The 23,586-nt window shown below is 49.7% G+C and carries 17 protein-coding genes; 6 read left to right on the forward strand and 11 right to left on the reverse strand.

Annotated elements, in window-relative coordinates:
* Positions 1–306: 306 nt before the first annotated feature.
* From BMZ54_RS09575 to BMZ54_RS09585, 3 genes are read left to right on the forward strand one after another with little or no spacing between them, the layout of a single operon-like run.
* The gene (locus BMZ54_RS09575) at positions 307–2,025 is read left to right on the forward strand and encodes a carbamoyltransferase family protein (RefSeq protein ID WP_089909798.1); all 1,719 of its coding nucleotides are present in this window, start codon (positions 307–309) and stop codon (positions 2,023–2,025) included.
* 19 nt (positions 2,026–2,044) lie between these two features.
* Positions 2,045–3,016: a glycosyltransferase family 2 protein gene (locus BMZ54_RS09580; RefSeq protein ID WP_089909801.1), complete on the forward strand. Its 972-nt coding sequence runs from the start codon at positions 2,045–2,047 to the stop codon at positions 3,014–3,016.
* Between the two features lie 12 nt (positions 3,017–3,028).
* Positions 3,029–4,036, forward strand: a complete 1,008-nt coding sequence (locus BMZ54_RS09585) for a glycosyltransferase family 9 protein (RefSeq protein ID WP_089909804.1) — start codon at positions 3,029–3,031, stop codon at positions 4,034–4,036.
* On the opposite strand, the gene BMZ54_RS09590 is transcribed toward BMZ54_RS09585, so the two are convergent.
* From BMZ54_RS09590 to BMZ54_RS09635, 10 genes are all read right to left on the reverse strand, one after another.
* The gene (locus tag BMZ54_RS09590) at positions 3,983–5,125 is read right to left on the reverse strand and encodes a glycosyltransferase family 9 protein (RefSeq protein ID WP_089909808.1); all 1,143 of its coding nucleotides are present in this window, start codon (positions 5,123–5,125) and stop codon (positions 3,983–3,985) included. The genes BMZ54_RS09585 and BMZ54_RS09590 overlap by 54 nt on opposite strands.
* Positions 5,126–5,130: 5 nt before the next feature.
* Complete coding sequence (gene rfaE2, locus BMZ54_RS09595; RefSeq protein ID WP_089909812.1) at positions 5,131–6,603, reverse strand: D-glycero-beta-D-manno-heptose 1-phosphate adenylyltransferase; 1,473 nt, start codon at positions 6,601–6,603, stop codon at positions 5,131–5,133.
* A 6-nt stretch (positions 6,604–6,609) separates the two neighbouring features.
* Complete coding sequence (locus BMZ54_RS09600; protein WP_089909814.1) at positions 6,610–7,179, reverse strand: D-glycero-alpha-D-manno-heptose-1,7-bisphosphate 7-phosphatase; 570 nt, start codon at positions 7,177–7,179, stop codon at positions 6,610–6,612.
* Between the two features lie 3 nt (positions 7,180–7,182).
* Complete coding sequence (locus tag BMZ54_RS09605) at positions 7,183–9,072, reverse strand: glycosyltransferase (RefSeq protein ID WP_089909817.1); 1,890 nt, start codon at positions 9,070–9,072, stop codon at positions 7,183–7,185.
* Positions 9,073–9,128: 56 nt separating this feature from the next.
* Positions 9,129–10,136 (reverse strand): glycosyltransferase, encoded by a 1,008-nt coding sequence (locus tag BMZ54_RS09610; protein ID WP_089909820.1) that lies wholly within the window; start codon positions 10,134–10,136, stop codon positions 9,129–9,131.
* Between the two features lie 472 nt (positions 10,137–10,608).
* Positions 10,609–12,009 carry a Gfo/Idh/MocA family protein gene (locus BMZ54_RS09615; protein WP_089909823.1) on the reverse strand — a complete coding sequence of 467 codons (1,401 nt, stop codon included), beginning with the start codon at positions 12,007–12,009 and terminating at the stop codon, positions 10,609–10,611.
* Positions 12,010–12,140: 131 nt separating this feature from the next.
* On the reverse strand, positions 12,141–12,674 hold the full coding sequence (locus BMZ54_RS09620; protein WP_089909826.1) for a YceI family protein: 534 nt from the start codon (positions 12,672–12,674) through the stop codon (positions 12,141–12,143).
* A gap of 99 nt (positions 12,675–12,773) precedes the next feature.
* Complete coding sequence (locus BMZ54_RS09625; protein ID WP_089909828.1) at positions 12,774–13,355, reverse strand: Crp/Fnr family transcriptional regulator; 582 nt, start codon at positions 13,353–13,355, stop codon at positions 12,774–12,776.
* A gap of 38 nt (positions 13,356–13,393) precedes the next feature.
* Positions 13,394–13,975: a DUF416 family protein gene (locus tag BMZ54_RS09630; protein ID WP_202909195.1), complete on the reverse strand. Its 582-nt coding sequence runs from the start codon at positions 13,973–13,975 to the stop codon at positions 13,394–13,396.
* Positions 13,976–14,017: 42 nt separating this feature from the next.
* Positions 14,018–18,133, reverse strand: coding sequence for a DUF6531 domain-containing protein (locus BMZ54_RS09635; RefSeq protein WP_089909834.1), 4,116 nt, complete (start codon positions 18,131–18,133; stop codon positions 14,018–14,020).
* Between the two features lie 283 nt (positions 18,134–18,416).
* Between BMZ54_RS09635 and BMZ54_RS09640 the strand changes: the two genes are divergently transcribed.
* Complete coding sequence (locus BMZ54_RS09640) at positions 18,417–20,141, forward strand: tetratricopeptide repeat protein (RefSeq protein WP_143080950.1); 1,725 nt, start codon at positions 18,417–18,419, stop codon at positions 20,139–20,141.
* A 153-nt stretch (positions 20,142–20,294) separates the two neighbouring features.
* On the forward strand, positions 20,295–20,666 hold the full coding sequence (locus tag BMZ54_RS09645; RefSeq protein ID WP_089909840.1) for a response regulator: 372 nt from the start codon (positions 20,295–20,297) through the stop codon (positions 20,664–20,666).
* A gap of 71 nt (positions 20,667–20,737) precedes the next feature.
* Here BMZ54_RS09645 and BMZ54_RS09650 read toward each other — a convergent pair whose 3' ends face one another.
* The gene (locus BMZ54_RS09650) at positions 20,738–22,156 is read right to left on the reverse strand and encodes an MmgE/PrpD family protein (RefSeq protein ID WP_162277507.1); all 1,419 of its coding nucleotides are present in this window, start codon (positions 22,154–22,156) and stop codon (positions 20,738–20,740) included.
* A gap of 418 nt (positions 22,157–22,574) precedes the next feature.
* Between BMZ54_RS09650 and BMZ54_RS09655 the strand changes: the two genes are divergently transcribed.
* Positions 22,575–23,480: an SDR family NAD(P)-dependent oxidoreductase gene (locus tag BMZ54_RS09655; protein ID WP_089911861.1), complete on the forward strand. Its 906-nt coding sequence runs from the start codon at positions 22,575–22,577 to the stop codon at positions 23,478–23,480.
* Positions 23,481–23,586: the final 106 nt, after the last annotated feature.

Here is a 23,586-nt window from a genome sequence, read left to right on the forward strand (position 1 = left end):
AACGTTCTTCTTTATGGCATGTAATAACATGCGGTACATAATGTTGTGGTATTAAAAAATAATGTTGTGGTGGTATCACTAAAATCGTTGCACAAAATTACCAGGTTTTATAACAAAAAAGAAGCGCTGCTACCCATAACTTTAGTTGTAGCTTCTCTGGAACCTGCTATAGTAAAGGGTTTAGGTGAAATGGCATCAATGGAAAGGATGAAACCGGCATATACTTCTGGAACAATTTGTGTTAGCCATTTACAACAGGCATTGTATACTGCTTTAACCTTTTTAATTACTTCTTAAAATTATTACATGTACACACTGGGCATTAACGCAGCGTTTCATGACTCCTCCGCGTGCCTTATGAAAGATGGGCAGCTGCTGGCAGCCGCGGAAGACGAGCGGTTCACACATATTAAACATGGCAAAAGACCCATTCCTTTTTCTGCTTACGAGCTGCCATTTCACGCGATTGATTATTGCCTTAAAACAGCCGGCATACATCTTTCCGATGTAGATCATGTAGCTTATTCCTTTGATCCTTTTATACTGCTGGGAGAGCAGGTAAAAGATCAAAACAATATTAACCTGCCTTTAAAGCCGGCAGGGCAGCGGGTTCCGGAAAAGTGGATGTCGCCCTGGGACCCCTTATTCCTGTCGTCTATTGTGAATGCGCCGGGGCAGCTGGTAGATGGTTATCCGCATCATTTGCAGCAACGTTTCAGCGGCGCTACCCTGCAGCCGGAGCAATGGCATTTTGTAGAACATCACCTGTCGCATGCTGCCAGCGCTTTTTTGCCTTCCCCTTTCCGGGAAGCAGCGGTGCTAACCGTGGATGGCCGTGGCGAAAAAGCCACTACTACTTTTAATGTAGGTATTGAAAATAACCTGCAGCGTATTGCGCAGGTGAACATGCCGCATTCCCTGGGGCTGTTGTATGAGGAGGTGACCAGCTACCTGGGTTTCCTGCGCTCTTCTGATGAATACAAGGTAATGGCACTGGCCTCTTACGGGAAACCCGTGTTTGTAAAGGATTTCCGGGAAATGATCCACATGCATGAAAACGGAAGCTACACTATAGATAACGAACGTTTGACAGAACGGTTTGGCCCGGCAAGAACACGGAATGCGGAGTTCACTGCACATCATTTTAACATTGCACACTCCTTACAGGCCGTGCTGCAGGAATCTGTGCTGGACCTTGCACAGTCATTACAGCGCAGCACTAACCAGGAGAACCTTTGCTTTGCGGGCGGTGTGGCGCTGAACTGTGTACTAAACGCTACTTTACGGGATGCCGGCATTTTTAAAAACATATGGGTACAGCCAGCCTCCGGCGATGCCGGTACTGCGCTGGGCGCTGCCATGTGGATTGATGCGCAGGAACGGAAAGCAAGCAGCCGCTCTTTTGTAATGGAGCATGCTTACTGGGGGCCTGAATATAAGGATGAAGAGATCAAGGCTTTCCTGGACTGGACAAAAACACCCTACCGCCAGCTGGATAATGTGGCGGAAGCAGCTGCCGAGCTGCTGGCGCAGGATAAGATCATAGGCTGGTACCAGGGCCGTATGGAGTTTGGCCCGCGTGCGCTGGGAAGCCGGTCCATACTGGCATCGCCCATACATGCGGATATGCAGGCAAGGCTGAACGAGGTAAAGGACCGGGAAGACTTTCGCCCGGTAGCGCCGGTGGTAATGGAAGAACATGCTGCGGAATGGTTTGAGCAGGCCGGTTATTCCCCTTTCATGTTATTTGTGCATAAAGTAAAAGAGGATAAGCGCAGTAAGATTCCGGCTGTGACCCATGTGGATGGCACTGCGCGCATACAAACCATTAACCGGCAGCAACACCCGCGTTATTACGACCTGCTGAGCGCTTTTGAAAAAAAGACCGGTGTGCCGGTACTGATCAACACTTCTTTTAATACGCTGGGAAAACCTATTGTGTGTACACCGCGGGATGCGCTGGAATGTTTCTGGTCATCTCCTTTTGATGCGCTGGTGATGGGTTCTTTCTTAATTGAAAAGTAATTATGAACTGAAAAGCAATATGGAAAAAAAGATCTCAGTAGTGATCCCTACTTACCGGCGCCCGCAGCTGCTGATGGAATGCATAGCAGCGCTGGCCCGGCAGGAATTTAAGCGGGATGATTTTGAAGTGATCGTGGTGAGCGACGGGCCGGATAATGTTACCAAAAAAATGGTGGTATCCTGGAAACATACGGGCTTGCTGGACATACGCTACATTCCGCTGCCCGTAAAAAAAGGCCCTGCCGCTGCGCGTAATGCCGGCTGGAAAGCTGCACTGGGCTGTATTATAGCTTTTACAGACGATGATACGATGCCGGATAAAGGATGGCTGTGCAACATCTGGGAAAGCTATGCCTCCCAGCCGTATGTTGCTTTTACCGGCCGTGTGATGGTGCCTGCACCGGAAAAACCTACCGACTATGAATGGAATACGGCGCAGCTGGAAAAAGCGGAATTCATTACTGCCAACTGTGCCTGCACGCGCCTGGCGCTGGAAAAGACCGGCGGTTTTGATGAGCGTTTTGAAATAGCCTGGCGGGAGGACAGTGATCTTGAATTTAAGCTGCTGCAGCATAACATTCCTATTATACACCTGCAACATGCGCTGGTAGTGCATCCTGTAAGGAAAGCGGATTGGGGGGTAAGCCTGAAGGAGCAACGCAAGAGCATGTTTAACGCTTTGTTATATAAAAAATACCCGCAGCTGTACCGGCGTAAGATACAGCAACAGCCCCCCTGGAATTACTATGGAATGGTGCTGGCGCTGATGGCGGTAATAGCAGGATTGCTGCTGCAGGCCAGCTGGCTTAGTGTAACAGCTTTGGTAGTATGGATGATCTTACTGACCGCTTTTATTAAAAAGCGCCTTACCTATACTACGCATGCATGGCCGCATGTAATGGAAATGGTGGTGACCTCTATGCTCATTCCATTCCTTTCCGTGTACTGGACCCTGTATGGCGCTTTCAGGTATAAGGTGCTGTTCCTTTAAAACTGTGCCAACATGATGAGAAAGATCGCGGTTTTCCGCGCATTACAGCTGGGGGATATGCTTTGCGCTATACCCGCTATAAGATCCCTGCGGATAGCGCACCCCAAAGCACATATTACGCTGCTGGGATTACCCTGGGCAAAAGCTCTTGTGCAGCGTTTTAACCAGTACTTTGATGCCTTTATTCCTTTTCCCGGCTTTCCGGGGCTGCCGGAACAGGAGGTGGATGTGCGCCAGCTGCCGGCATTTTTCACCGCTATGCAGCAGCAGGAATTTAGCCTGGTGCTGCAAATGCAGGGTAACGGCAGCATTGTAAACCCTATGGTAGCCCTGATGGGCGCCCGCCATACGGCCGGGTTCTGGCGAAAGGAAGATTATTGCCCGGACCCGGATCATTACCTTGAATACCCCGATACTGTACCGGAGGTGATACGGCACCTGATGCTGATGGAGCATTTAGGTATAAAGCCGCAGGGCGAGCAGCTCGAGTTCCCGTTAACCCCGCAGGACGAGAAAGACCTGCATGCAGCTCATCTGAAATTAAAGTACCCTTATGTTTGTGTGCATCCCGGATCAAGGGGTGCATGGCGGCAGTGGCCACCCGCTGCATTTGCGGTGGTGGCAGATAAGATAGCGGAAATGGGCTACCAGGTGGTGCTTACAGGTACCGCTGAGGAGCACCCGTTAATGGCAGCAGTAGCAGATCATATGCAAAACCCCAGCCTTAATACAGCCGGGAAAACTAACCTGGGCGCAATGGGCGTGCTGTTAAAGGGGGCTGCCATGCTGCTCTCTAACTGCACCGGTGTAGCGCATATGGCAGATGCGCTGCAAACACCCAGCGTGATCATTAGCATGGATGGGGAAGCCCAGCGCTGGGCCGCGCTGAATACGGAGCTGCACCGCACCATTGACTGGACAAAAGAACAGGATATAGCCGCGGTAACAGCGGCGGCACAAGCTTTATTAGCGGAGCGCCTGGGCAAGCTCCCCACCCAGCCGCTGGCCCGTTTCTTCTAATACCTGCAAAACGGCCTGTACTACATTTACCACCGTAGCCGGTGGTAAATTTTCTTTTTCAAATTCGCGGTAAGCATACCGTATTATTTCATTGCTGCTTTGCAGTGGGGCAGGAACATCAAAATACAATACCCTTCCCCGGGCCTGCCAGGGGGTATGCTGGGGATTTGTTTTTGCATACAGCACTACCACCGGCGTGCCGGTAGCTGCCGCAAAATGGGCTGCGCTGGTGTTTACAGACAGCAGCAGAGGGCTATGTTTTATGAGGGTAATAAAAGCTGCAAGCTGCAGCCGGCCGGCCAGTGAAAAAGTACCGGGGCCTATACCTTGCTGTATAACATTGATCAACGTTTGTTCTTCCTGCACACCGGTAAACACTAACTGGTACCCCGGCAGCTGCTGCCGCAACATGCGCCCAGCCTGGATCCACTGTTCCGTGGGGTACTGGCGTTTAAGCTCACTTACACCGGGATGCAGTAACAGCCAGGGTTGCTGCGGATCGGCACCGGCGCTTTCCAGCTGTTGGGTAATGGCCGGCCATAAGCTCTCATCTGTTTGCAGGTACAATCTTTCATCGGTAATAACTGCGCCTGTTTCCCGCACCAGGTCCAGGTCACGCTGCACCTGGTGGCGCACAAATGTGTAAGGCTCTTTTTCCGGTACCCAGTGTGTAAGCAGGCCGTAGGGGTTTTCCCGGCAATAGGCCAGCCGTAAAGGAATACCGGCCAGGTAAGTGAGCATAATGGCGGGCATGGGATTCTGGCTATACACGGTAAATATTACCGCGGCATCAAAGTTCCCGCTGCGCAGCTGCTGCACCAGGCTGTTAAACGCCTCGGTATCCGCGGCAGTGGCTGTTTTTACCCAGGGCGCATCAAACAGCAGCACATCATCTATTTCAGGAAGGCTTTTTACCAATGGCTGCGCCATGGTGGAAGTTAGCAGGGTAAGATGGCAGCCCAGCGTAGCTTTTAGCGCGCGCATAGCGGGCGTGCTCATTAACAGGTCGCCCATATTATCCAGGCGCACACAGAGGATGCGTTTACAGTTTTGCCAGTCTGCTGTTGTTGCTTGTTGTTGTACTATCATTCATTTTACTTGGCCACCTTTAAGGCAGGCGGCATATTTATGCGCCGTATTATGTGCGTGGTAGACTGGTCGGGCACTAAGGGCAGTAAAACTATTTCCCCTCCGTACTGTTCTACCACCGCGGCTTCCGGCAGTTTCTCCTTTGTATAATCGCCCCCTTTTGCAAAAACATGGGGCTGAATAATTTCTATGAGCGGGGCAGGCGTATCGTTTTCTAGGCTGCCAAAAGGAATGATATGCTGTACGGCTTCCAGCCCTGCTAATACCTGCATACGATCGTACAGCCGGTTCACCGGCCTTGCACTGCCTTTTAAACGGCGAATGCTATCATCGTTGTTGATGCCTACCAGCAGCACATCGCCCAGCTCACGCGCGCGGTTCAGATAGCTTACATGCCCGCTGTGTAAAATATCAAAGCAGCCATTGGTGAACACTACTTTTTTACCCTGCGCTTTATAGATGTTGCAGATATGGTGCAACTGCTGCAGATCGGTTACATATTTTTCATTCACTGCAAAAAAAGCATCCAGCTCCTGCAGCAGGCAATGCGCAGTTTCCGGTTTGCTGATGGCCACTGCAGCTGCAGCGCCGGCAATTTCAGCAGCTGCCGGTATATTGGCGCCTGCCAGGTAAGCCAGCGTAAATGCGCTGATGTAGGTATCGCCTGCGCCGGAAACATTGGGGGAGGGCACCTGTTTTGCAAAAGCGCGGTACACGGGTTTATCGCCTTCAAATATCAGCGCGCCTGCTTCATCCAGCGTTAAGGCGGTAATAGTGGCGCCTGTTCTTTCAAACAGGCTGCTGCCATGGCTTTCCAGCTGCTGCGGCCTGTTGTAAGGCTGCTCTTCCAGCTGCAGCATGGCAATGGCTTCTTTATAATTTGGCTTTACCAGTGTAGGGCGCAGCGGCACAAAATATTCAAGCCGTTTGGAATCCACTGCAATGCAAATGGGATGTGCCTGTTTTAATTGTACCAGCGCATCTATAACAGCGGGTGTTAGCAGCCCCTTGCAATAATCTGCAATTACCAGTGCCTGGTGCTGCGGATACTGCTCCTGCAGCAGCTGTATAAACGCGGTTTCCACTTCCGGTAAAATAGCATGCTCTGATCCTGCATCGTAACGGGTAAGCATTTGTGAGCCGGCCATGACCCTTGTTTTTACAATGGTGTTACGGCTGCTGTGCTGTATGATCTTGCAGCTTACGCCTGCATTTTCTAACAAGGTGCAGGCGCGGTCGCCTTCCGCATCGGCCCCGGTTACGCTGCAGTAAGTAACCTGAGCGCCCAGGTGGCTGAGGTTAGCGGCTGTATTGGCGCCGCCGCCTAATGCTACTGTAGTGGAGGTAACATTTACTACCGGCACCGGCGCTTCCGGTGAAAGTCGTGTGCTGGCGCCACGCAGATACACATCCATCATCAGATCTCCGATGCACAGGATCTTTAAGCCGGCAAACTGCGCTGTAATATGGGTATACATACCTTGTTAATTTTTAGCGGTTGTTGAAGAAATAATATACGCTGCAGCATCTGCCAGGTTACGGGCTTTATAAGCGGGCGTTCTGTACTCTGCCATGATCCATTCTGTTTCATTGCCGTTATCTATGAGCACCGTACGGCAGCCTGCACGGTTGCCTGCTTCCACATCGTTCAGTATATCGCCCACCATCCAGGAGGATGGTAAGCAGATATCCAGCTCCATGGCTGCCTGCTGCAGCATACCGGGTAAAGGTTTGCGGCAGCTGCAATGAATGGCATATGCTTTTACCGCTCCTTCCGGGTGATGGGGGCAGTAATAAAAACCATCCAGGTGCAGGCCATTATAGTGTAATAAGCTATGCATAGCGGTGATGAGCTTTTGCAGCTGCGTTTCATCAAAATATCCCCTGGCTATTCCCGACTGGTTGGATACTACAATGAGCGCATACCCGTGTGCACGCAGCAGCTGTAAGGCTGCTATGGCATCCGGCGCCCATTGCACCTGTGCAGGATCTGCGTTGTAAGGCACATCTGTTACCAGCGTACCATCCTTATCCAGGAATACTGCTTTTTTCATCTGTTATCCGTTCATTACAGGAATGGCCAGTGCTCCGGTTTTAGGTGCAGGTGCCTCATTATTTGCATACAGGCCGGCAATCTTACGCTCAACCAGTGTGCATAATACATGCAGCAGGTGCATGTGCAGCTCCTGTATGCGGGCGGTATTACCGGAAGGTACTATCAGGCCAATGTCTGCATAGTCTGCGGCCGGGCCGCCATCCTTACCTAACAATGCAATACAGGTCATTTGCTGCTGATGCGCTGCTTCCATGGCCAGCAAAATATTGTTTGAATTACCGCTGGTGCTAAGGCAAAGCAGTATGTCGCCCTTACGGCCTAATGCCTGCACCTGGCGGGAAAATACCTGGTCGTACCCATAGTCATTAGACCATGCGGTGAGCACGGCAGAATCGGCGGTAAGCGCAATGGCCGGCATGCCCGGACGATCGGGGATCTCAAACCGGCCTACCAGCTCGGCTGCAAAATGCTGGCTTTGCGAGGCGGAACCGCCGTTGCCGCATACCAGGATCTTTTTACCGTGCAGCAGGCAGCGGTACATTTGGCGTGCAGCTTCCTGCAAAGGCGCCCGCAGCTGCTGTTTGCAAACGGTAATGGTATTTACCAGGTTTTCAAAAGCATTATCTATGAGCGAGAGATCTTCCGGCAGTGTGCTGTTCACTGCAATGCTATGGTTCAGGATCACTTTTTCATATACGTTATTCATGAGGTGCGCTACGCGCTGCCAGGTGAATAAGGTTTGTACACGTTTAACCGCGTTCGCGCTCATTTCCTGCAGCAGCGTTCTGTTAAGCAGCAGCTCACTGATCTTTTCTGCCAGCGCATCCGGGTTTTGCGGGGGTACCAGCAAGCCGGTCTTCCCATCCAGCACACTGTATTTAATACCGCCTACGTTGGCGCCAATAACTGGTGTACCGCAGGCCATGGCTTCCAGTGGCGTAATACCAAAGGGCTCATACCAGGGTGTGGTAATGAACAGGTCAGCCGCTGCGTAATAATATTTCAGCTCATCGCGGGTACGCTGGCCTGCAAAGGTTACACAGGCCGCTACACCCAGGTCTTTAGCCAGCTGCTTTAAGCGGGCTATTTCCGGGTCGCGGGCTCCATCTTCCCCGCCAACAATGATCAGGCGCACCTTAGCGCCGGTATATTTTAGCTTAGGTAAAGCTGCTATTACATTATCCACACCTTTGCGCGGTACCATACGGCCCAGCTGCAGCAACACTATTTCCTGCGGGGCTAATTTTAACCGCATACGCGCAATCTGTTTATCCACGGGATACATTTCATCCGGGTTCACCCCGCCGGGAATAATGCTGATCTTATTGGCCGGCGCCTGGTAATACTGCATCAGGTCTTCCTTATCCTGCGGGCATTCTGCAATAATGCAGTCGGCCTGGCGAATAGCTTCTTTTTCAATTGTTATGCGCTCTGCAGGAAATTTATCCTGCTCGCCCTGATGCAAACGGCGAATGTGCCCTAAGGCATGGAAGGTTACTACGAAGGGAATGTGCAGCATCTGCTTCAGATCCACCGCTACCTGTGCCGACATAAAAAAGTTGGCGTGCACCAGCTTGTAGGTGATGCCGTGCTCCTGTATGAACCGGATCATGTTATCCCGGAAGGCTGCCATGTAGGGCAGCAGCTGCTCTTTAGGAATGATTTGAGCGGGGCCTGCATCCACATGTACGATCCTTACGCCGGTTGCCCATTGCAGGCATTGCGGCAGCTGCGCATTTTCACGACGGGTAAAGATATCTACTTCATATCCTTTCTTAACCAGCTGCCTGGCCAGCTCTCCCACATAGACATTTTGCCCGCCGGCATCTACGCCACCAATAGTGGAAAGGGGAGAGGCGTGTTCACTAATGAATGCGATCCGTGATTTCATAATACGTAACAGTTAAAGTTAAATGATGAGGTTTCCGGCAGATTGCTTATTGTCCCTTATTCAGAAACGGCTGTTTGTAATGCTGCTACAGTTCTTAAAGGTTGTTGCTGCATTGCTATAGCTTTATGAAAAGTATGTGACCAGTCTGTTGTAAAGCGGTGAATGTTAAAACGGCGTTGCGCTGTTTCCTGCCCGGCCCTGCCTATACAGTTGGCTAGGCCATGATTGTCCAGCAATCCCTGCATTTTTTGTATGAGGTAATTGATGTCTGTATGTACATATCCATTCTCTCCGTTTACGATCACAGTGGGTAATTCAGTTGTTGCGAGGCCTACTACAGGCACGCCCTGCATCATGGCTTCACATACGGCCAGGCCCAGGCTGGTGTGCCTTACGGGGTGAAAATAAAAACGGTAGCGGCTACGGAATTCCGGAAGCTGCGGATGCAGCACTTCTCCCAAACCATGATTGCCATTACCCATACCAACCAGGTCAAGCGGCAGGTGTTTGCTTACCTGCTGATAAAGGTCCCAGCCCAGTGTACGGCCCCTGTCCGGCAGGTGGTTCACTACTACCAGGCCCCTTGCCAGGTCACCGTTGTAAGGCACTGCTGCATCTATAACACCGTGCTCAATTACCGTGGTGGGTGTATGCCCGTTGTTCCACATGAGCTGATTATAGTACGTAACGTGCACTAACAGGATGGAGGGATCATTAACTACATGCCGTGTGTTGCAGGCGCTGCCGGCAGGCGTGTTATGCTCCAGGTAAATACGGGGCAGCTGCCGCTGCGCTTCGGATAACACTTCATACTGATCCTGCAGGTAATTACGCTCCGACTGAAAAAGGATGCAATCAAACTGCATGTTCTTTACTTCTGCTGCAGGCACTTCATGCACATTATTACCGAAGGGGAAAGTTGCGCCCCTTCCATAATAACCTTCCGTGCGGCTTTCATTTACCGGGATATAAATATCATAATCGCCCTGCGAGAGATAGTAGAGATAGCTGCCATGTATATGCCACGTGAATATTTTCAAAGCTGGCTTCCGCTGTGTTTGCATACTGCTCTGTTTACTGATAGAAATTGTTTGATAAAAAATTCGTTCAAGAAACAAACCAAACGCTTTAATTATAATATCTGCTATAATTGCGCGTACGGCGGGTTGCAGGGGAGTGACGCCGGACCGGAAAAAAAGATATGGCTGAAACGCTTTACAGAAGCGCTTCTATAAATGATTGTGTAAAAACCAGATAAATGTTTTGATTACAGCAAATAATAAAATGAAATACAATCCACAAGTTGATGAATTGAGAATAATGTTCCACGCAGTGTACAGGATTGTACAATTCAGTGCTACAGCGGAGTTTGGCGGAATGGAGTAGTTGGCAGTTGGCAGTTAGCAGTTGGAAGTTTGCAGTTAGCGGTTAGTAGTTAGTTGTTAGTAGTTAGTGTTAGTTGTTGGCGATTGGCGGGTGTGGAAAGAGGAGCGCACACTAAACAACGAGTGCAAGTGTTTAGTGTGCGCAATGTAATTACACCAATTTCATATTGAGGGGATCCCAGGTAATGACCTTTTTCTGAAAATAACTTTCATTGCAGGAGAGGGCGGGCGCGGCTGCTCTGAAGCCGAACACGGCATCTTCCACCACGGGCTTGCCTGTTCTGATGGCGTCAAAAAAATGAGTGAAATGATCGAGATGCTCATCGTACCCATCCGGCGCTTTAAAATTAATATCTTCTTTACGGGGGCTTCGTCTTTGCGCTGCGGTCCATTTAGCGTCGTATTCTTTTTGCATTTCCTGCTGCATGGCTTTGGAGAATGTAAATACAGAATCATAGCCGCCAAAGCCGGGCGCTTCCGGCATAATGCTGTGGCGGATAGCAATATCATTTCCATGTACTTCCATTACGCCTTCGGAGCCTACAAACCGTATGATCTCCTGCCCGCCGGTACCGCTCACAAAATTCACCTGCAGGGTTAACTGGAATGCGGGATGCTCCGGTGTATCAGCATACTGCATTACGCCTGACATTACATCGGGCATATTGCGGCCATCTTTCCAATAGCTGAACTGCCCGGTGCTGTAAATAGTGTGAGGGCCTTTAGAGTTGGTAATAAAATGCGTACCGCTTAAGAGGTGTATGAACAGGTCGCCGGCCACGCCGGTACCTACTTCTTTAAATGCCCGCCACCAGAAAAACTTTTTGGAGTCGTAGGCCATTTTTTCCGTTACTTCTATAAAGCGGTCCCAGTCTGTTGTTGCTGCGTTTGCATCTTTAGGTATAGTATATTGCCATGCGCCAATAGAGCTTTGGCGGTCGTACACAGCATTTACCATATTTAGCTTTCCTATTTCGCCTGCGGCCAGCAGCTCTTTTGCTTTTGCCAGGCCAATGCTGCTTACCCGCTGGCTGCCCACCTGCAATACCTTGCCGGACTTGCGTTGTGCGGCTATTACTTCGGGGCCTTCACTTATTTTATACACCATGGGTTTTTCGCAATACACGGCCTTACCTTTTGCCAGCGCATCTTTGGTGATGCGTGCGTGCCAGCAATCGGTGGTGGCAATGATCACGGCATCAATATCTTTCTTATCCAGCAGCTCTTTATAGTTCCGGGTGGTGAACAGCTCTTTGCCGAATAATTCCTTTGCATTTTCCAGCCTGCCGGTATACAGGTCGCAGATGCCTGCCAGCTCCACACCGGGTACTTTTAATGCGGTTTGCAGATCATAGTGGCCTTGTATGCCAAAGCCAATAACCCCCAGGCGTATTTTGTCGCCGGTGGATATTTTCTTTTCATAATGCAGCATTCTTTCTTCTGCGTTTTCTTTTGCAGCTAAGCTGGCGAGCGGTGAGGCTACTGCCAGTAAGCTGGTGGCGCCTATTTGCCGTAAAAATCTTCTGCGGGAGTTACGATCCTGGTTTGACATAAAGTGTTTTTTTTAAACGTGGATTTTAGTGATGGTACAAGGTAAGTTGGCCTTGCAGGGTTCCTTTAAAAATACAAAAAACCAGGTTGATTGCAACCTGGTTTGTGAGGGTTTTAATGTTTGACCTTATTTTACAGTCCTGTATCCTCCCCACTCTTAATCAGCTCCACATCAAACTGCAATTTAATTTCCTCGCCCACCACCAGGCTGCCCACTTCTGTTAAAAGATTCCAGGTAAGGCCATAATCCTTGCGGTTAATGTTACCGCTTACTTCAAACCCAGCCCGTACATCGCCAAACCGGCCTTTGCCTGTGCCGCCGTATTCAAGGGCCAGCTGCACTGGTTTGGTGGTATTGCGGATGGTAAGATCTCCCAACAGCGTATCGCCGGCCTTTATAACGCCGCTGAATTTCATCAGGGGAAAATGTTCCGTATCCAAGAAGTCCGGTGATTTTAAATGTTTATCCCTTTCAGGGTTGTTGGTATCAATGCTGCCTGTTTCAATTTCAAAAGTCACTTTGGCATCCTCAAAATCTTCGTTGTTAGATAATACCTGCCCTTTAAAAGACCGGAACACGCCGGCCACATTTGAAAGCGCCAGGTGCCGTACCTTAAAACGTATTGCTGAGTGGTTCATGTCTACTGTCCAGTTACTTGCTTTCATTTGATCATTGATTTTATGCATGCAAAGCTATAGCCGGCCGGCTGCAAAAAAATGAAACAAGGTGATGATATGCTGCCTGAAATATGAAACCAGTTTCATTTATTTTTCAGCGATCCGCTTACGGATCCTGCTCAGGAACTGTGGGGTAATGCCCAGGTAGGAAGCGATATGTTTCTGTGCTACAAAGCGTTCAAGCGTTGGATAAGTGTCCACAAACTTCTGGTAGCGCTCTTCGGAGGTAGTGGTATAGGTTTCCATAAAGCGGAGCTGCTGCCGGATCAGTGCATTCTGGAAATGCATGCGGAAATAGCGCTCCATGACCGGGAACTTTTCCAATAGCTGCTGATGGGCTATGCGGGGCAGCAGCAGCACTTCGCCATTACCCAGTCCGCGTGTGGAATATTTGGTGGTAGCATGATTGCTGATGGAGTAAATATCACCGGCCCACCAGCCGGCAGCTGCAAACTGCATTACATGCTCGTTGGCATCATCGTCTGTAAAATAGGTCATTACATGCCCGCTGTTTACAAATACCATGTACCGGGCAGCTTCACCGGCGTGTATCAACACTTCGCCCTGCTTAAAGGGGCGTTGTATGAGGATGGAGCTGAGGAAGTCGAGCTCTGTTGCATTCGGGGTAACGTATCCGGTTATATGGGCAATTAATAGAGATAAGTCCATCAGGTGTTTTTATGGGCCGACCCAAAAGGTTCGGCCCGTTAACTCAGCGCTATATTTTCAACAGTATATTTTTTCACTACTGACTGCTGCCTTAAATTATCTACCAGTGATTGATCAAATGCTGATGCGGAAATCAGCTGCAATACACTTTCCTGGTCTGCGATCTCATTTTTTACTGCTGTCATATTATCTACCCGGGTAAGCACTTCTTCCGTAAGGAGCTTTTCTTCCGTTAGCTTACTGAACAGGATCTGTGTAATGGTATCATACACATACAGGCCGGCAATGTGCGCAACATTCTTTTTGCCGGAGAAGGTGTTGAGTGAAGTATCCAGGCATATACAGGCGTTCATGGCAAGGGCGCTTTCCAGGCCGGGGTATTCATCGCCATCCGGTACAATAGGCTCCAGCTGCTCCCTGAGCTGGCCGGCCCGCTGCATATTTTCCGGCGTATAGGCTGCCAGGTTACTCCATACAAAATCGCCCATTTTCCGGATCAGCTGGTAGTTCCCGAAATTGAATTTATCTACCAGGGGCCGGTACAGGTCAATGATCTTTTCCGTGCAGTAAATACAGAAAAGTGCCTGCTGCTGCTCCGGCAGGCCGGAGGTAGCATTCATAAGGCTGCTCTTTAATTCATTATAGACCATGCCGAAAGTTAATTAATTGCATTCAATTTTAACACCTTTATCAACCAGCTGCTGCAGGCAGTTATGTTCATCGGCGCCACAGGGAGCACGTTTCCAGGTGCCTACTGCTTTCAGGTCGTCCACTTCTTTCAGCAGCACTTCTTCTGCATGCAGGTTCTTACCATCTACCATTACGGTGGAGCTGTTTAACGGCGTTACGCCCAGCTCAAGGGCCTTAGCGCGCTGTCCTGCATCCAAACCATTACTGGATGCTGCAAAGAGGTTGCCGTTTGCATCCTGGCCCACTGCTACGGTACGCAGCTTTTGTGAGAAGAAGTGATCGCCGGAATCGGCTATGTCTTTCGCTAAGCCGCTAAGGAAACCTATGAGGCCAAAGAGATCCATCCAGGATAGCGGATCATGCACATAACCATACAGGTTTAAGGTATTGCTGTAGAGTTTTATAGGATCCTGGGAAATGTAGCCGCCTCTTTCAGGATCGTAGTACCGGAACCGGTTGTAGTGCAGGCCGGTTTCCTCATCTTCATACTGGCCGGGGTACCGGAAGGGGATAAATTGCTGCGAACCGGTTAAGGGTTCTACCGTTGGCAGTGGGCAGTTGGCAGTGGGCAGTTGCGGCTTGCCGTAAATAGTAAGCCGGCATTCCCATACTTTTTCCCCGGCTTCATTATAGGCTGCTTCCGGTGTGCCCAGGTGATCCCGGACAATGGAGTATTGCCGGCCATTCTGAATTTTAGCTACCGGCGCCAGGTTCCTTTCTTCAAATACCCAGGTAATAAGCGATTCTCCTGGTATGGGTTCGGGATGATCCTGCTGCAGCTCGCCCAGCTCATTGATAGTTACAACCGGCCTTTCAGCAGATTTGTATTTCCATTCATGCAGCAGCACATTACCATCCCATACAAAGCGGGTTAGCTGGCCATGAAATTCCTTTTCAATACGGCGGCCAAAGGGATCATACCGGAAGCTTACCTTTTTGCCATCCGGGCGGGTTACCTGCTTTAACAGGCCATTGCCATACCATTCATATTCCCACACCTCATTCAGGCCGGAAGGGTTGCGGGTAATTTTTCTAATTAAATTACCCTCTTCATCGTAATGATATTTGCTGTTATTGTCTTCCTGCAATTTACCACCCGGGCCATAATGCCGGTCTTTACGATCCGTGCTGTTATAGATGTTACCTGCTTTATCCGGTGTGCGGTGATCTTCCTTACCATTTTCATACTGCGCCCATACCAGGTTGCCAAGATCATCGTGCCGGTACTGGGTAGTGCCATGGGTAAGCCCGTTAATGATCTGTTTCAGGTGCAGGTCAGGCCCCCAGCGGTAATGGCTGCGCAGCGTGTCGTGATCTGTTACCTTAACCGTATGGCTCTCCGGAAGGCCTGCTTTCCCGTAGTTCCAGCTACTTTGTACCTGCCCGGGAAATGTGTATTCCGTTTCCAGGCCCAGCTGGTTATGTTGTATGTTTAAGATCCAGGGCGTGTTGGCGCCGGGTGCAGTAGCCTGTATGCCGCTTATGCTGCCATTGTCATTCCGCTGAAATTGCAGCATGGCGCCCAATGTGCTTTGTACCTGTTTGCGGCGGCCATTGAGATCGTAGGCGCCGGATACTTTGTAACCGTTCTGCTCTTCTTCAATTACGCGGCCCATTATATCCCGCTGCAGCTTAACGGTGCTGTGCTCATTGGCGGCTTCTATTACCTGGCCGCTACGGTTGTAGCTGAAGGTTTCCCAGGTACCGTCACTGTGCTCTGTGCGGGTAAGGTTGCCGTTGTAGTCATATTCATGGATCGTCCAGCGTTTGCCGGGCCGCAGTATTTTGGTGATCCTGCCGGCAGCGTCACGTTCATACTGGCGGGTAGCGCCGTCAAAGCCTGTTTCCTGGATAATATCACCGCGTTTGTTCCTGGTGAAACGGTAGGTTTCCCCGTGCTCATTCACCACGCCGGTGAGCAGCTCCTCTTTATCGTACATGAAATGTACTTTGGTCCCGTTCTCTTCACGGATCTTAATATTACCCAGTGGTGTGTAGGTGAATTTTACATGCTGGTTGCGGTCGGTGGCTTCCAGTATTTTCCCATAAGCATTATAACGGAAAGTAACCTGGTTGCCATCTGCCAGCTCCATGGCTGTGATACGGCCCAGCGCATCATAATGCAGGTACTGCTGCTCATGCAGGGGATTTTCCGTGCGGGTGCATTTACCCCAGGCATCATATTCCCATAAGGTGCGGTTGCCATCCGGCAGGGTAAATGCGGCCAGGTTATGATCCTGGTCGTACTCCAACAGGGTTTGCTGCCCGCGTTCATTCTCCACTTTCTTTATCAGGTTGCGCTCATTATAGCGGAAGATCTGGATGCTGCCGTCTGCTTCTGTGAGGGTGTGCAGCAGGCCTGTGTGGTTTCCCGTTTTATAATAGATGTAAGTACGGGCGGCGCCCTGGGCATTGGTGGCTAATACCAGCCTGCCTGCAGCATCGTAGCTGAAAGTGGCGGTGCTGCCATCCGGCTGCACAATGCCGGTGCGGTTACCGCGTTCATCGTAAGTATAGCCGGTAACGTTAGCTTCTTCATCTATCTCCCGGTATATTTCAAAATGTTCCGTGTACTCAAAGAACTTTGAATTACCCATAGGATCTTTTACCTGGCTTACCACAAAGTCCGGCGTATAGTAGTAGGTGGTAGTATGGCCTTGTGAAGTGGTGAATAAGTTATAACCTTTTTCCGGGTGATATTCCAGCCAGCCTTCTGCAACACCGCCCTCGCCCCAGCTATGGGTACAGCGGGCCTTATGATCATATTCCCAGTAAAAGGATTGGCCGTTACGGTCTGTTTTTTCCACCATCAGGTGGTTGTGGTACCGCATGCGGGTAGTTTGGTTCAGCGCGTCGGTAATGCCGGTGAGGTCACCGGCTTCGTTATAGGCATAGCGGACCATGAGCTGCTGTGCGCCGCGGTGCTGTGCCGTTACGCTGGTGATGCGGCCCTGCGCATCGTTGCTTACCTGCAGGTGGCGCCCGGCGCTGTCTATTACCTGCACCAGGTGGCCTTTGCTGTTGTGATGGAAGCTGATCATGAAACCGGCCTGGTTGCGGATGGCATACAGGCGGTAGTCATCATCCGTTGAATGTACTTTCCGGAAATGGTATTGCAAGCGTTCCGTATGATCCAGCACCTGGTATTCTTCCAGGTCAGTGCGGGTAAGGGTTAATTTCTCATGCCGGTTGTAATCCGTATTCCCTGTGTAGGGCAGCGGCTCAAACACGGCGCTGCGGCCATCGCCCAGCAGCACTACGGTAGCATTTTCCGCGGCAAATTCCCGGATGCGCATATCATAGCCCAGGTGCGTGCCATGGCCTAATACCCCCTTAAATGAGCTGTCGCTGTTCCAGGAGCGGGTCCATTTCAGAGGAATGGGGCCGGGCAGCTCAAAATCAGTACCGTCATATATTACAATGCCCTGCACCAGGTCTACCGGTTCAAGGCCTTTTTTACACAGGAACTTGCTGAGCTTATTGCTGCCTATTTTTCCTTTTAATGCATGGTTAAATTTGGTGGCCAGCTTTTTACCGGCTGCTCCCAGGCCTTTCATTAATGCGCCAAATCCGAAAGACATGACGATGTTCAATAAAGCCCCGGCCCAATCCGGCACATAGGGGCCGCCTACACTTACCGGCTTACCAAAAGAAACCGGTATGGAATAGGAGGTAGGCAGGTACATGCTGGGAATGGGCTTGAACTTTTTGCCCGGTTTTATGGAGAGCGGCATGCCTATATCGTTACAGGTCATCATCATGTAGCCGGAGGGGCTCATAAGATTGCCTTCCACCTTGGTTTTCTGGCTGCCGAAAAAATTCACGGAATCGTGGCCTATCATAGGGGCCAGCAGGAAAGGGCCGCCCATGGGAATGTGAAAAAGGATGATCAGGATACCACTGGTGTCGCTTTTACCGCGGGGCACATGATTGATCTTAGTAGTGGCGCCTATAAACGGAATGTAATCCATCGGGTCTACCACCAGGCCTATGTAGGGGTGCGGCAAAGGAACCGGAACGCCTAAGATCAGCACAATGTGAATATCCAGACCAATTACCGGCGTAAAATGCTTGTTACTAACCAGCATAATGAGTTGCTTTTAGCGATTACAATGGTCCTTACAGGGTTGTGGGGTGAAGGACGGTTTTTCTAATTGAGTCAGATAGTAGTATTGCAATATAACCAATTTTCCACATGATAAGAAGCCCCTGCACATACAGGAGGGCTTTCTGAAATGAATTAATGTTAAGGTAACATCTCTCATATGGCAAAAACAGCTTAACTTACAATACAGCCTGGTAACAAACCAACCTCAAACGAATTGCCTGTTCAGGAATCAGCCAACATCTAACTTAATAACACTGGTTATTATGAAAGTTCACTTCTTATTTGTGGCATCGGTCTTTTTACTTGCAGGAATGCTTTCTTTCCGGTTCATTACTGATCATCAAAACAACAGGGTGGTACCGGATAACCGCAGCTTCATCAGCTGTGCGCCGCCAGCCAGCCTGGATCTACGGCCGGATGCAAGTGGAAAATATGCGCCGGTTTTTCCCGGCTGGGGCACGTATAGCTACCCGGTACATACCAGCAGCGATAGCGCCCGGCTCTTTTTTAACCAGGGCCTGAATATGTACTACAGCTATCACCTTACCGAAGCACTGGCCTCCTTTAAGGAGGCTGCCCGGCATGATGCTTCCTGTACCATGGCCTACTGGGGACAAGCCTTATCAATGGGGCCTTATTATAACAGCTATGTTTATAAAATGCCGGCCGCTGTTTTGCCGGTGCTGGCGCAAATGAACCGGGCAGCCGCTAACAGTACGGAAAAGGAAAAAGACCTGGTGAATGCCATTAATAAAAGATATTCAACCGATACCACTGACAGTAAACGCAGTGAGCTAAACCGCGCTTATGCGGTAGCCCTGGCGGCCCTGGTGAAAAAATATCCCGGTGATGCAGATATAAAAGCCTTGTATGTGGATGCTGTGATGCTGGAACATAGCTGGGACTTCTGGAATAACGACGGTACTCCCAAGGCATGGACCATGGAGCTGGTGAATGATTGTGACGAGATCCTGAAGGCGCATCCGGAGCACCCGGCGGCTTTACATTACCAGATACACCTGGTAGAAGCATCCCTGCATCCTGAAAAAGCGCTGCATAATGCAGATGTGCTGAAAGCGGCTATGCCAGGGGTATCCCATATGGTGCATATGGCCAGCCATATGTACCAGCGCAATGGCCTGTATGCAAAAGGCGTTGATGTAAACCAGGCTGCCGGGGCATTGCAAACGGAGTATGATGTTATGGCGCCGAACCTGAAACTGGGCGTATTCAGCTTAACCCATTTTAATGCGGTAGGATCTTTTTGTGCTATGAATGCAAACATGTATAAAAAGGGCGGGGAGATGGCCGGGCAGCTGCATCATATTTTAGCAACGGATTACAAGGCGCGTTTGTCGAATACTTTTTTTCAATATTTATACATGCTGCCCATGTTCACGGCTATAAGATCCGGTAAATGGGAAGCGGTTAACGCTATGCCGGAACCGGACGCAGACCTGCATTACGCGCTGCTGCTGGACCATTTCGGGAAAGGACTGGCATCCATTAAGCTGCATGATACAGCGGCTGCGGGCCAGCAGCTGCAGGCACTGAAGGGTTTATTAAAAGACAGCTCGCTGCCGGTGAGGAACCTTCCCTTTAATGCGGCGCTGGGATCCGCAAAAATTGCAGCGGCCATACTGGAAGGAGAGCTGTTTGCTGCACAGGGCAGGATGGACGCTGCGAGGCAATCGCTGAAAAAGGCTGTGGTATACGAGGATGAGCTGATATACCGGGAGCCGAAAGACTGGCCCATACCTGCACGTCATTTTTTAGGCGCTCATTTATTGAAAATGAAACAGGCATCCGGGGCAGAGAACGTATACCGGCAGGACCTGGCGCTTAACCCCGGTAACGGCTGGTCTTTGCTGGGTTTATATCAAAGTTTAATGATGCAGCACAAAACAACCGCGGCGCGTAAATACCAGCCGGCATTTAAACGGGCCTTTGCCCATGCAGATGAATTACCGCCTGCCTCTGTTTATTGATAGCACTGCAGGGAGGACGCCCGGCCGCAGACAGGGAACGTGTGACCCTGCATACGCGCTCTGCAATAAGATAGCGCCGGAACGGTTGACTAAAATTTCCAGCGAATTAACTAACTTGTTATCCATTGTGCAGTACAGTAAACATCGTTAAATATGGGAAGAATACTTGTGATAGATGATAACCAGGATATACTTGATGCTATTTCCTTTGTGCTAAAGAGAAGAAAATTTGAGGTTGTTTCTTTGAATGATCCATCCCTGCTTTCTGATTATATCAGCGAGCATAAGCCAGATGTATTACTGATGGATATTGCCATGGGCCTTTATGATGGAAGAGATCTGTGCCGGGAGATCAAAAACACGCCTGAAAAATGTAATATGGGCGTTATATTGTTTACTGCCCAGTATTATAATACGGAGTCCATTGCGGGATCTGCGGCGGATGCGGTTATTGAAAAGCCATTCAAGATCCAGCAATTATATGATACGGTAGAAAGGTTAATGCCGGTTGACAATAACCAATAATGCGTATTGGTATATTGCGCAACAGCCAGGTTTAGCTTGCTCTCAGACCGGAATATGATCCCTGATCTGTTTTATACCAGGGCGTGTGAGTTTGATAAACTGTTTGTTAAAGCACCCACCTCTTCGTTTTCCAGGTTCTGTACGGTTTTTATGATCTGTTCGCGGGTGGCTTCATCCAGGCTGCCGGCGCCAAGCAAATGAAATTTTGCAATAACATCGTCCCAGCTAAGCGGCCGGGTATAGAAGCCTTTGTAATCTTCTTTTTTTATACAGTGTTCCTGTCCGCCTTTTAATTTTACGCATACTTTGGTATCCATTTTTTCAGGATATGGAACCGTGTAGGGATCTATTTTCTCTGCGAGCTTTCGCGGTGTTTTTAATGGCAGCATCGTGTGTACCTCCACCTTTTGCAATAAAGCCTGCACATCTGCCCTGCGAATGCGCTCGGGCAGGAATTGTCCGGGCAGCACTTCTCCATCCAGCAGGGCCACTGCCAACAGGTATGGCAAACTATGATCTGCCTGTTCTTTGGTTTGTACCAGCTTGCGGGTTCCATATTTCCCACCACCTACAATGTGGTAAGCAGTGAGGAAAGTGGTTACTGATATTTCTTCCACTTCGGCAGGGATAATATTATGCTGCTGCCGTAGCTCCAGCATGGCTTCTACTGCCGGCTGCGTATGTACTTCTGCGTTATAGCTTTTTAATACACATTTTTTGATGCGGGAAAAATCGCCCGGTGCACAGTCAAAGGCCGGATCCATTCCAAATTCTTCCTTAAAGCCCATGGGGCCTTCAAAATAGTTTACGGGCCCGGTAACCCCTTCCTTTGCCAGCAAAATAATGTTGGTACAGCCTAATGCTACTAATGAGGAGGCAAAGCCTTTCCACTCATAGGTGTAGGAGGCGCGTGTAGTGACCGTTGTGTTAAAAGTACTGCCGGCAATGCCAATGGCGTGAGCTGTTTGTTCTTCTGTTAACGAGAACATTTTGCCAAGCGCCGCTGTTACCGACATGGCCAGTAATGCCGTATGGTCAATGCCTTTGGCCATCAGGGGCATTTGTTCTATCAGCGTGCATTCCAGCTGGTAGGCAACGGCCATGGTGGTTAAAAGATCACGGCCGTTTGCACCTGCTATTTGCGCGGCGGCTAACAGGGCGCCTATATTATCGCTGGGATGGCAGGTAGCTTCTTTGCCCATGAAGTTATCCATAAAGTCAGGATAGCGTATAAGCAGGGTATATAACTGCGCTGCCCTGTCCACAGCAGTATGGCCAATCACCGGTACCTGGCAGGCGCCGTTTTGCTGTAACCCTGCTGTTTGTCTTAATAACTTTTGCACAGTAGGCGCCTTCAGGGAATACAGCATGGAGCCAATGGAATCCAATAAATGTTTTTTAAGCTGATCGCGTATATCATTGCTGAGATGGGAATAGGCCGATTGCAAAGCAAAACGGGCTATTTTTTCCGTAATACTAAGGTCTTTCATACTGCTGTGTTTAATAAAGAAGCACATTCAATTTGCATGCCATGGTAAACACAGCCGTTACTTACAAACCGGGCTGAAGACTTTTCAATCCTTTAATATTGACCACAATCTCCCGGGCATTGAGAACAATGTTCCACGTAATGTGCAATCCCGTGAAATGCAGTGTTACAGCGGAGGTTGGCGGATACGCAGAATGCCGAACAACGCCCAACGCTCAATGCTTAATACCGAACGCTTAATGCAGAGAGCACAAATTACAGGATGTGCAGTGTTTATATGTGGGGTATCGGCTACCGCAGCGCGACCGGCATTTTATGTTGTTATTATGTTTTTTAAGTTAGGCCTGAACCCGCTACAGCGTAGCCTTTCATGGAATTGCTATGGCCTTGTTTTTGTGTGAGCTAGAAAAACAATGAATATGGAAGCTTTAAATAAAGACCACCGAAACCAATATGCGCTGATAACCGGCGCCACCAGCGGCATTGGATACGAGCTTGCGAAGCTGTTTGCCAGTGATGGTTTTAACCTGATCCTTGTGGCACGTAATGAGGACCGCCTGCAGCAGGTAACCAATGAATTGAAAGCCGCCTATAGTGTGGAGGTAACGCCTAAAGTAAAAGACCTTTTTAAGCCCGGGGCTGCCAAAGAGATCTATAATGAAGTAAAGGCAATGGGCATTACGATAAACGTACTGGTGAACGATGCCGGACAGGGTCAATGGGGGCCTTTCCTGGAAACAGACCTGGAGCGGGACATAGATATTATACAGCTGAACATTATAGCCCTGCTTTCCCTTACCAAGTATTTTGTAAGGGATATGGTGGTGCGTAATGAAGGTAAGATATTGCAGCTGGGCTCTGAAGCAGGCACTACGCCAATGCCTTTACTATCCGTATATGCAGCTACCAAAGCCTTTGTTCTGTCGTTCAGCGCAGCGCTGGCCAATGAGCTGCAGGATACAGATGTAACTGTAACGGTGCTGTTGCCGGGCGCTACCGATACAGACTTCTTCCACAAAGCACAGCAGGAGGATACGGTCACTTACCGTGAATCCAAACTGGCGCCCCCGGCAGAAGTGGCCCGGGATGGTTATGAGGCATTGATGAAAGGTGAAAGCAAGATCATATCCGGCGCTAAAACCAAAATGCACGTGTTTATGTCTGACCTGGCAGGTACAAAGGGCGCTGCCAGGAATGCCCGTAAGCTGAATGAGATCAGTGATAAGGAAAACGGCCGTACGGAAGCCACGCATGGCGCTTCACGGGCAGAACGTGAAATGGTTACAGAACAAACCAGCAGCAGAGATGGTGATTATAAAAGATGATGAAGTACAAGGGTAAAAAGAGCAGATAGCGGATGGAGACTAATATTTCCATCCGCTATCATTTTTAAGGAGGAATTCATTGCGCCACAAATTTTCCGGATATAAA

Source organism: Chitinophaga rupis, from assembly GCF_900109685.1.
GTDB classification, from domain to species: Bacteria; Bacteroidota; Bacteroidia; order Chitinophagales; family Chitinophagaceae; genus Chitinophaga; species Chitinophaga rupis.

Coding starts and splice junctions, on each gene's coding strand:
- BMZ54_RS09600 (WP_089909814.1), bottom strand. CDS start 7,179: ATGAAAAAAGCAGTATTCCTGGATAAGGATGGTACGCTGGTAACAGAT.
- BMZ54_RS09590 (WP_089909808.1), bottom strand. CDS start 5,125: ATGATAGTACAACAACAAGCAACAACAGCAGACTGGCAAAACTGTAAA.
- BMZ54_RS09655 (WP_089911861.1), top strand. CDS start 22,575: ATGGAAGCTTTAAATAAAGACCACCGAAACCAATATGCGCTGATAACC.
- BMZ54_RS09605 (WP_089909817.1), bottom strand. CDS start 9,072: ATGAAATCACGGATCGCATTCATTAGTGAACACGCCTCTCCCCTTTCC.
- rfaE2 (WP_089909812.1), bottom strand. CDS start 6,603: ATGTATACCCATATTACAGCGCAGTTTGCCGGCTTAAAGATCCTGTGC.
- BMZ54_RS09650 (WP_162277507.1), bottom strand. CDS start 22,156: ATGAAAGACCTTAGTATTACGGAAAAAATAGCCCGTTTTGCTTTGCAA.
- BMZ54_RS09610 (WP_089909820.1), bottom strand. CDS start 10,136: ATGCAAACACAGCGGAAGCCAGCTTTGAAAATATTCACGTGGCATATA.
- BMZ54_RS09615 (WP_089909823.1), bottom strand. CDS start 12,009: ATGTCAAACCAGGATCGTAACTCCCGCAGAAGATTTTTACGGCAAATA.
- BMZ54_RS09625 (WP_089909828.1), bottom strand. CDS start 13,355: ATGGACTTATCTCTATTAATTGCCCATATAACCGGATACGTTACCCCG.
- BMZ54_RS09640 (WP_143080950.1), top strand. CDS start 18,417: ATGAAAGTTCACTTCTTATTTGTGGCATCGGTCTTTTTACTTGCAGGA.
- BMZ54_RS09645 (WP_089909840.1), top strand. CDS start 20,295: ATGGGAAGAATACTTGTGATAGATGATAACCAGGATATACTTGATGCT.
- BMZ54_RS09635 (WP_089909834.1), bottom strand. CDS start 18,133: ATGCTGGTTAGTAACAAGCATTTTACGCCGGTAATTGGTCTGGATATT.
- BMZ54_RS09585 (WP_089909804.1), top strand. CDS start 3,029: ATGATGAGAAAGATCGCGGTTTTCCGCGCATTACAGCTGGGGGATATG.
- BMZ54_RS09620 (WP_089909826.1), bottom strand. CDS start 12,674: ATGAAAGCAAGTAACTGGACAGTAGACATGAACCACTCAGCAATACGT.
- BMZ54_RS09630 (WP_202909195.1), bottom strand. CDS start 13,975: ATGAATGCTACCTCCGGCCTGCCGGAGCAGCAGCAGGCACTTTTCTGT.
- BMZ54_RS09575 (WP_089909798.1), top strand. CDS start 307: ATGTACACACTGGGCATTAACGCAGCGTTTCATGACTCCTCCGCGTGC.
- BMZ54_RS09580 (WP_089909801.1), top strand. CDS start 2,045: ATGGAAAAAAAGATCTCAGTAGTGATCCCTACTTACCGGCGCCCGCAG.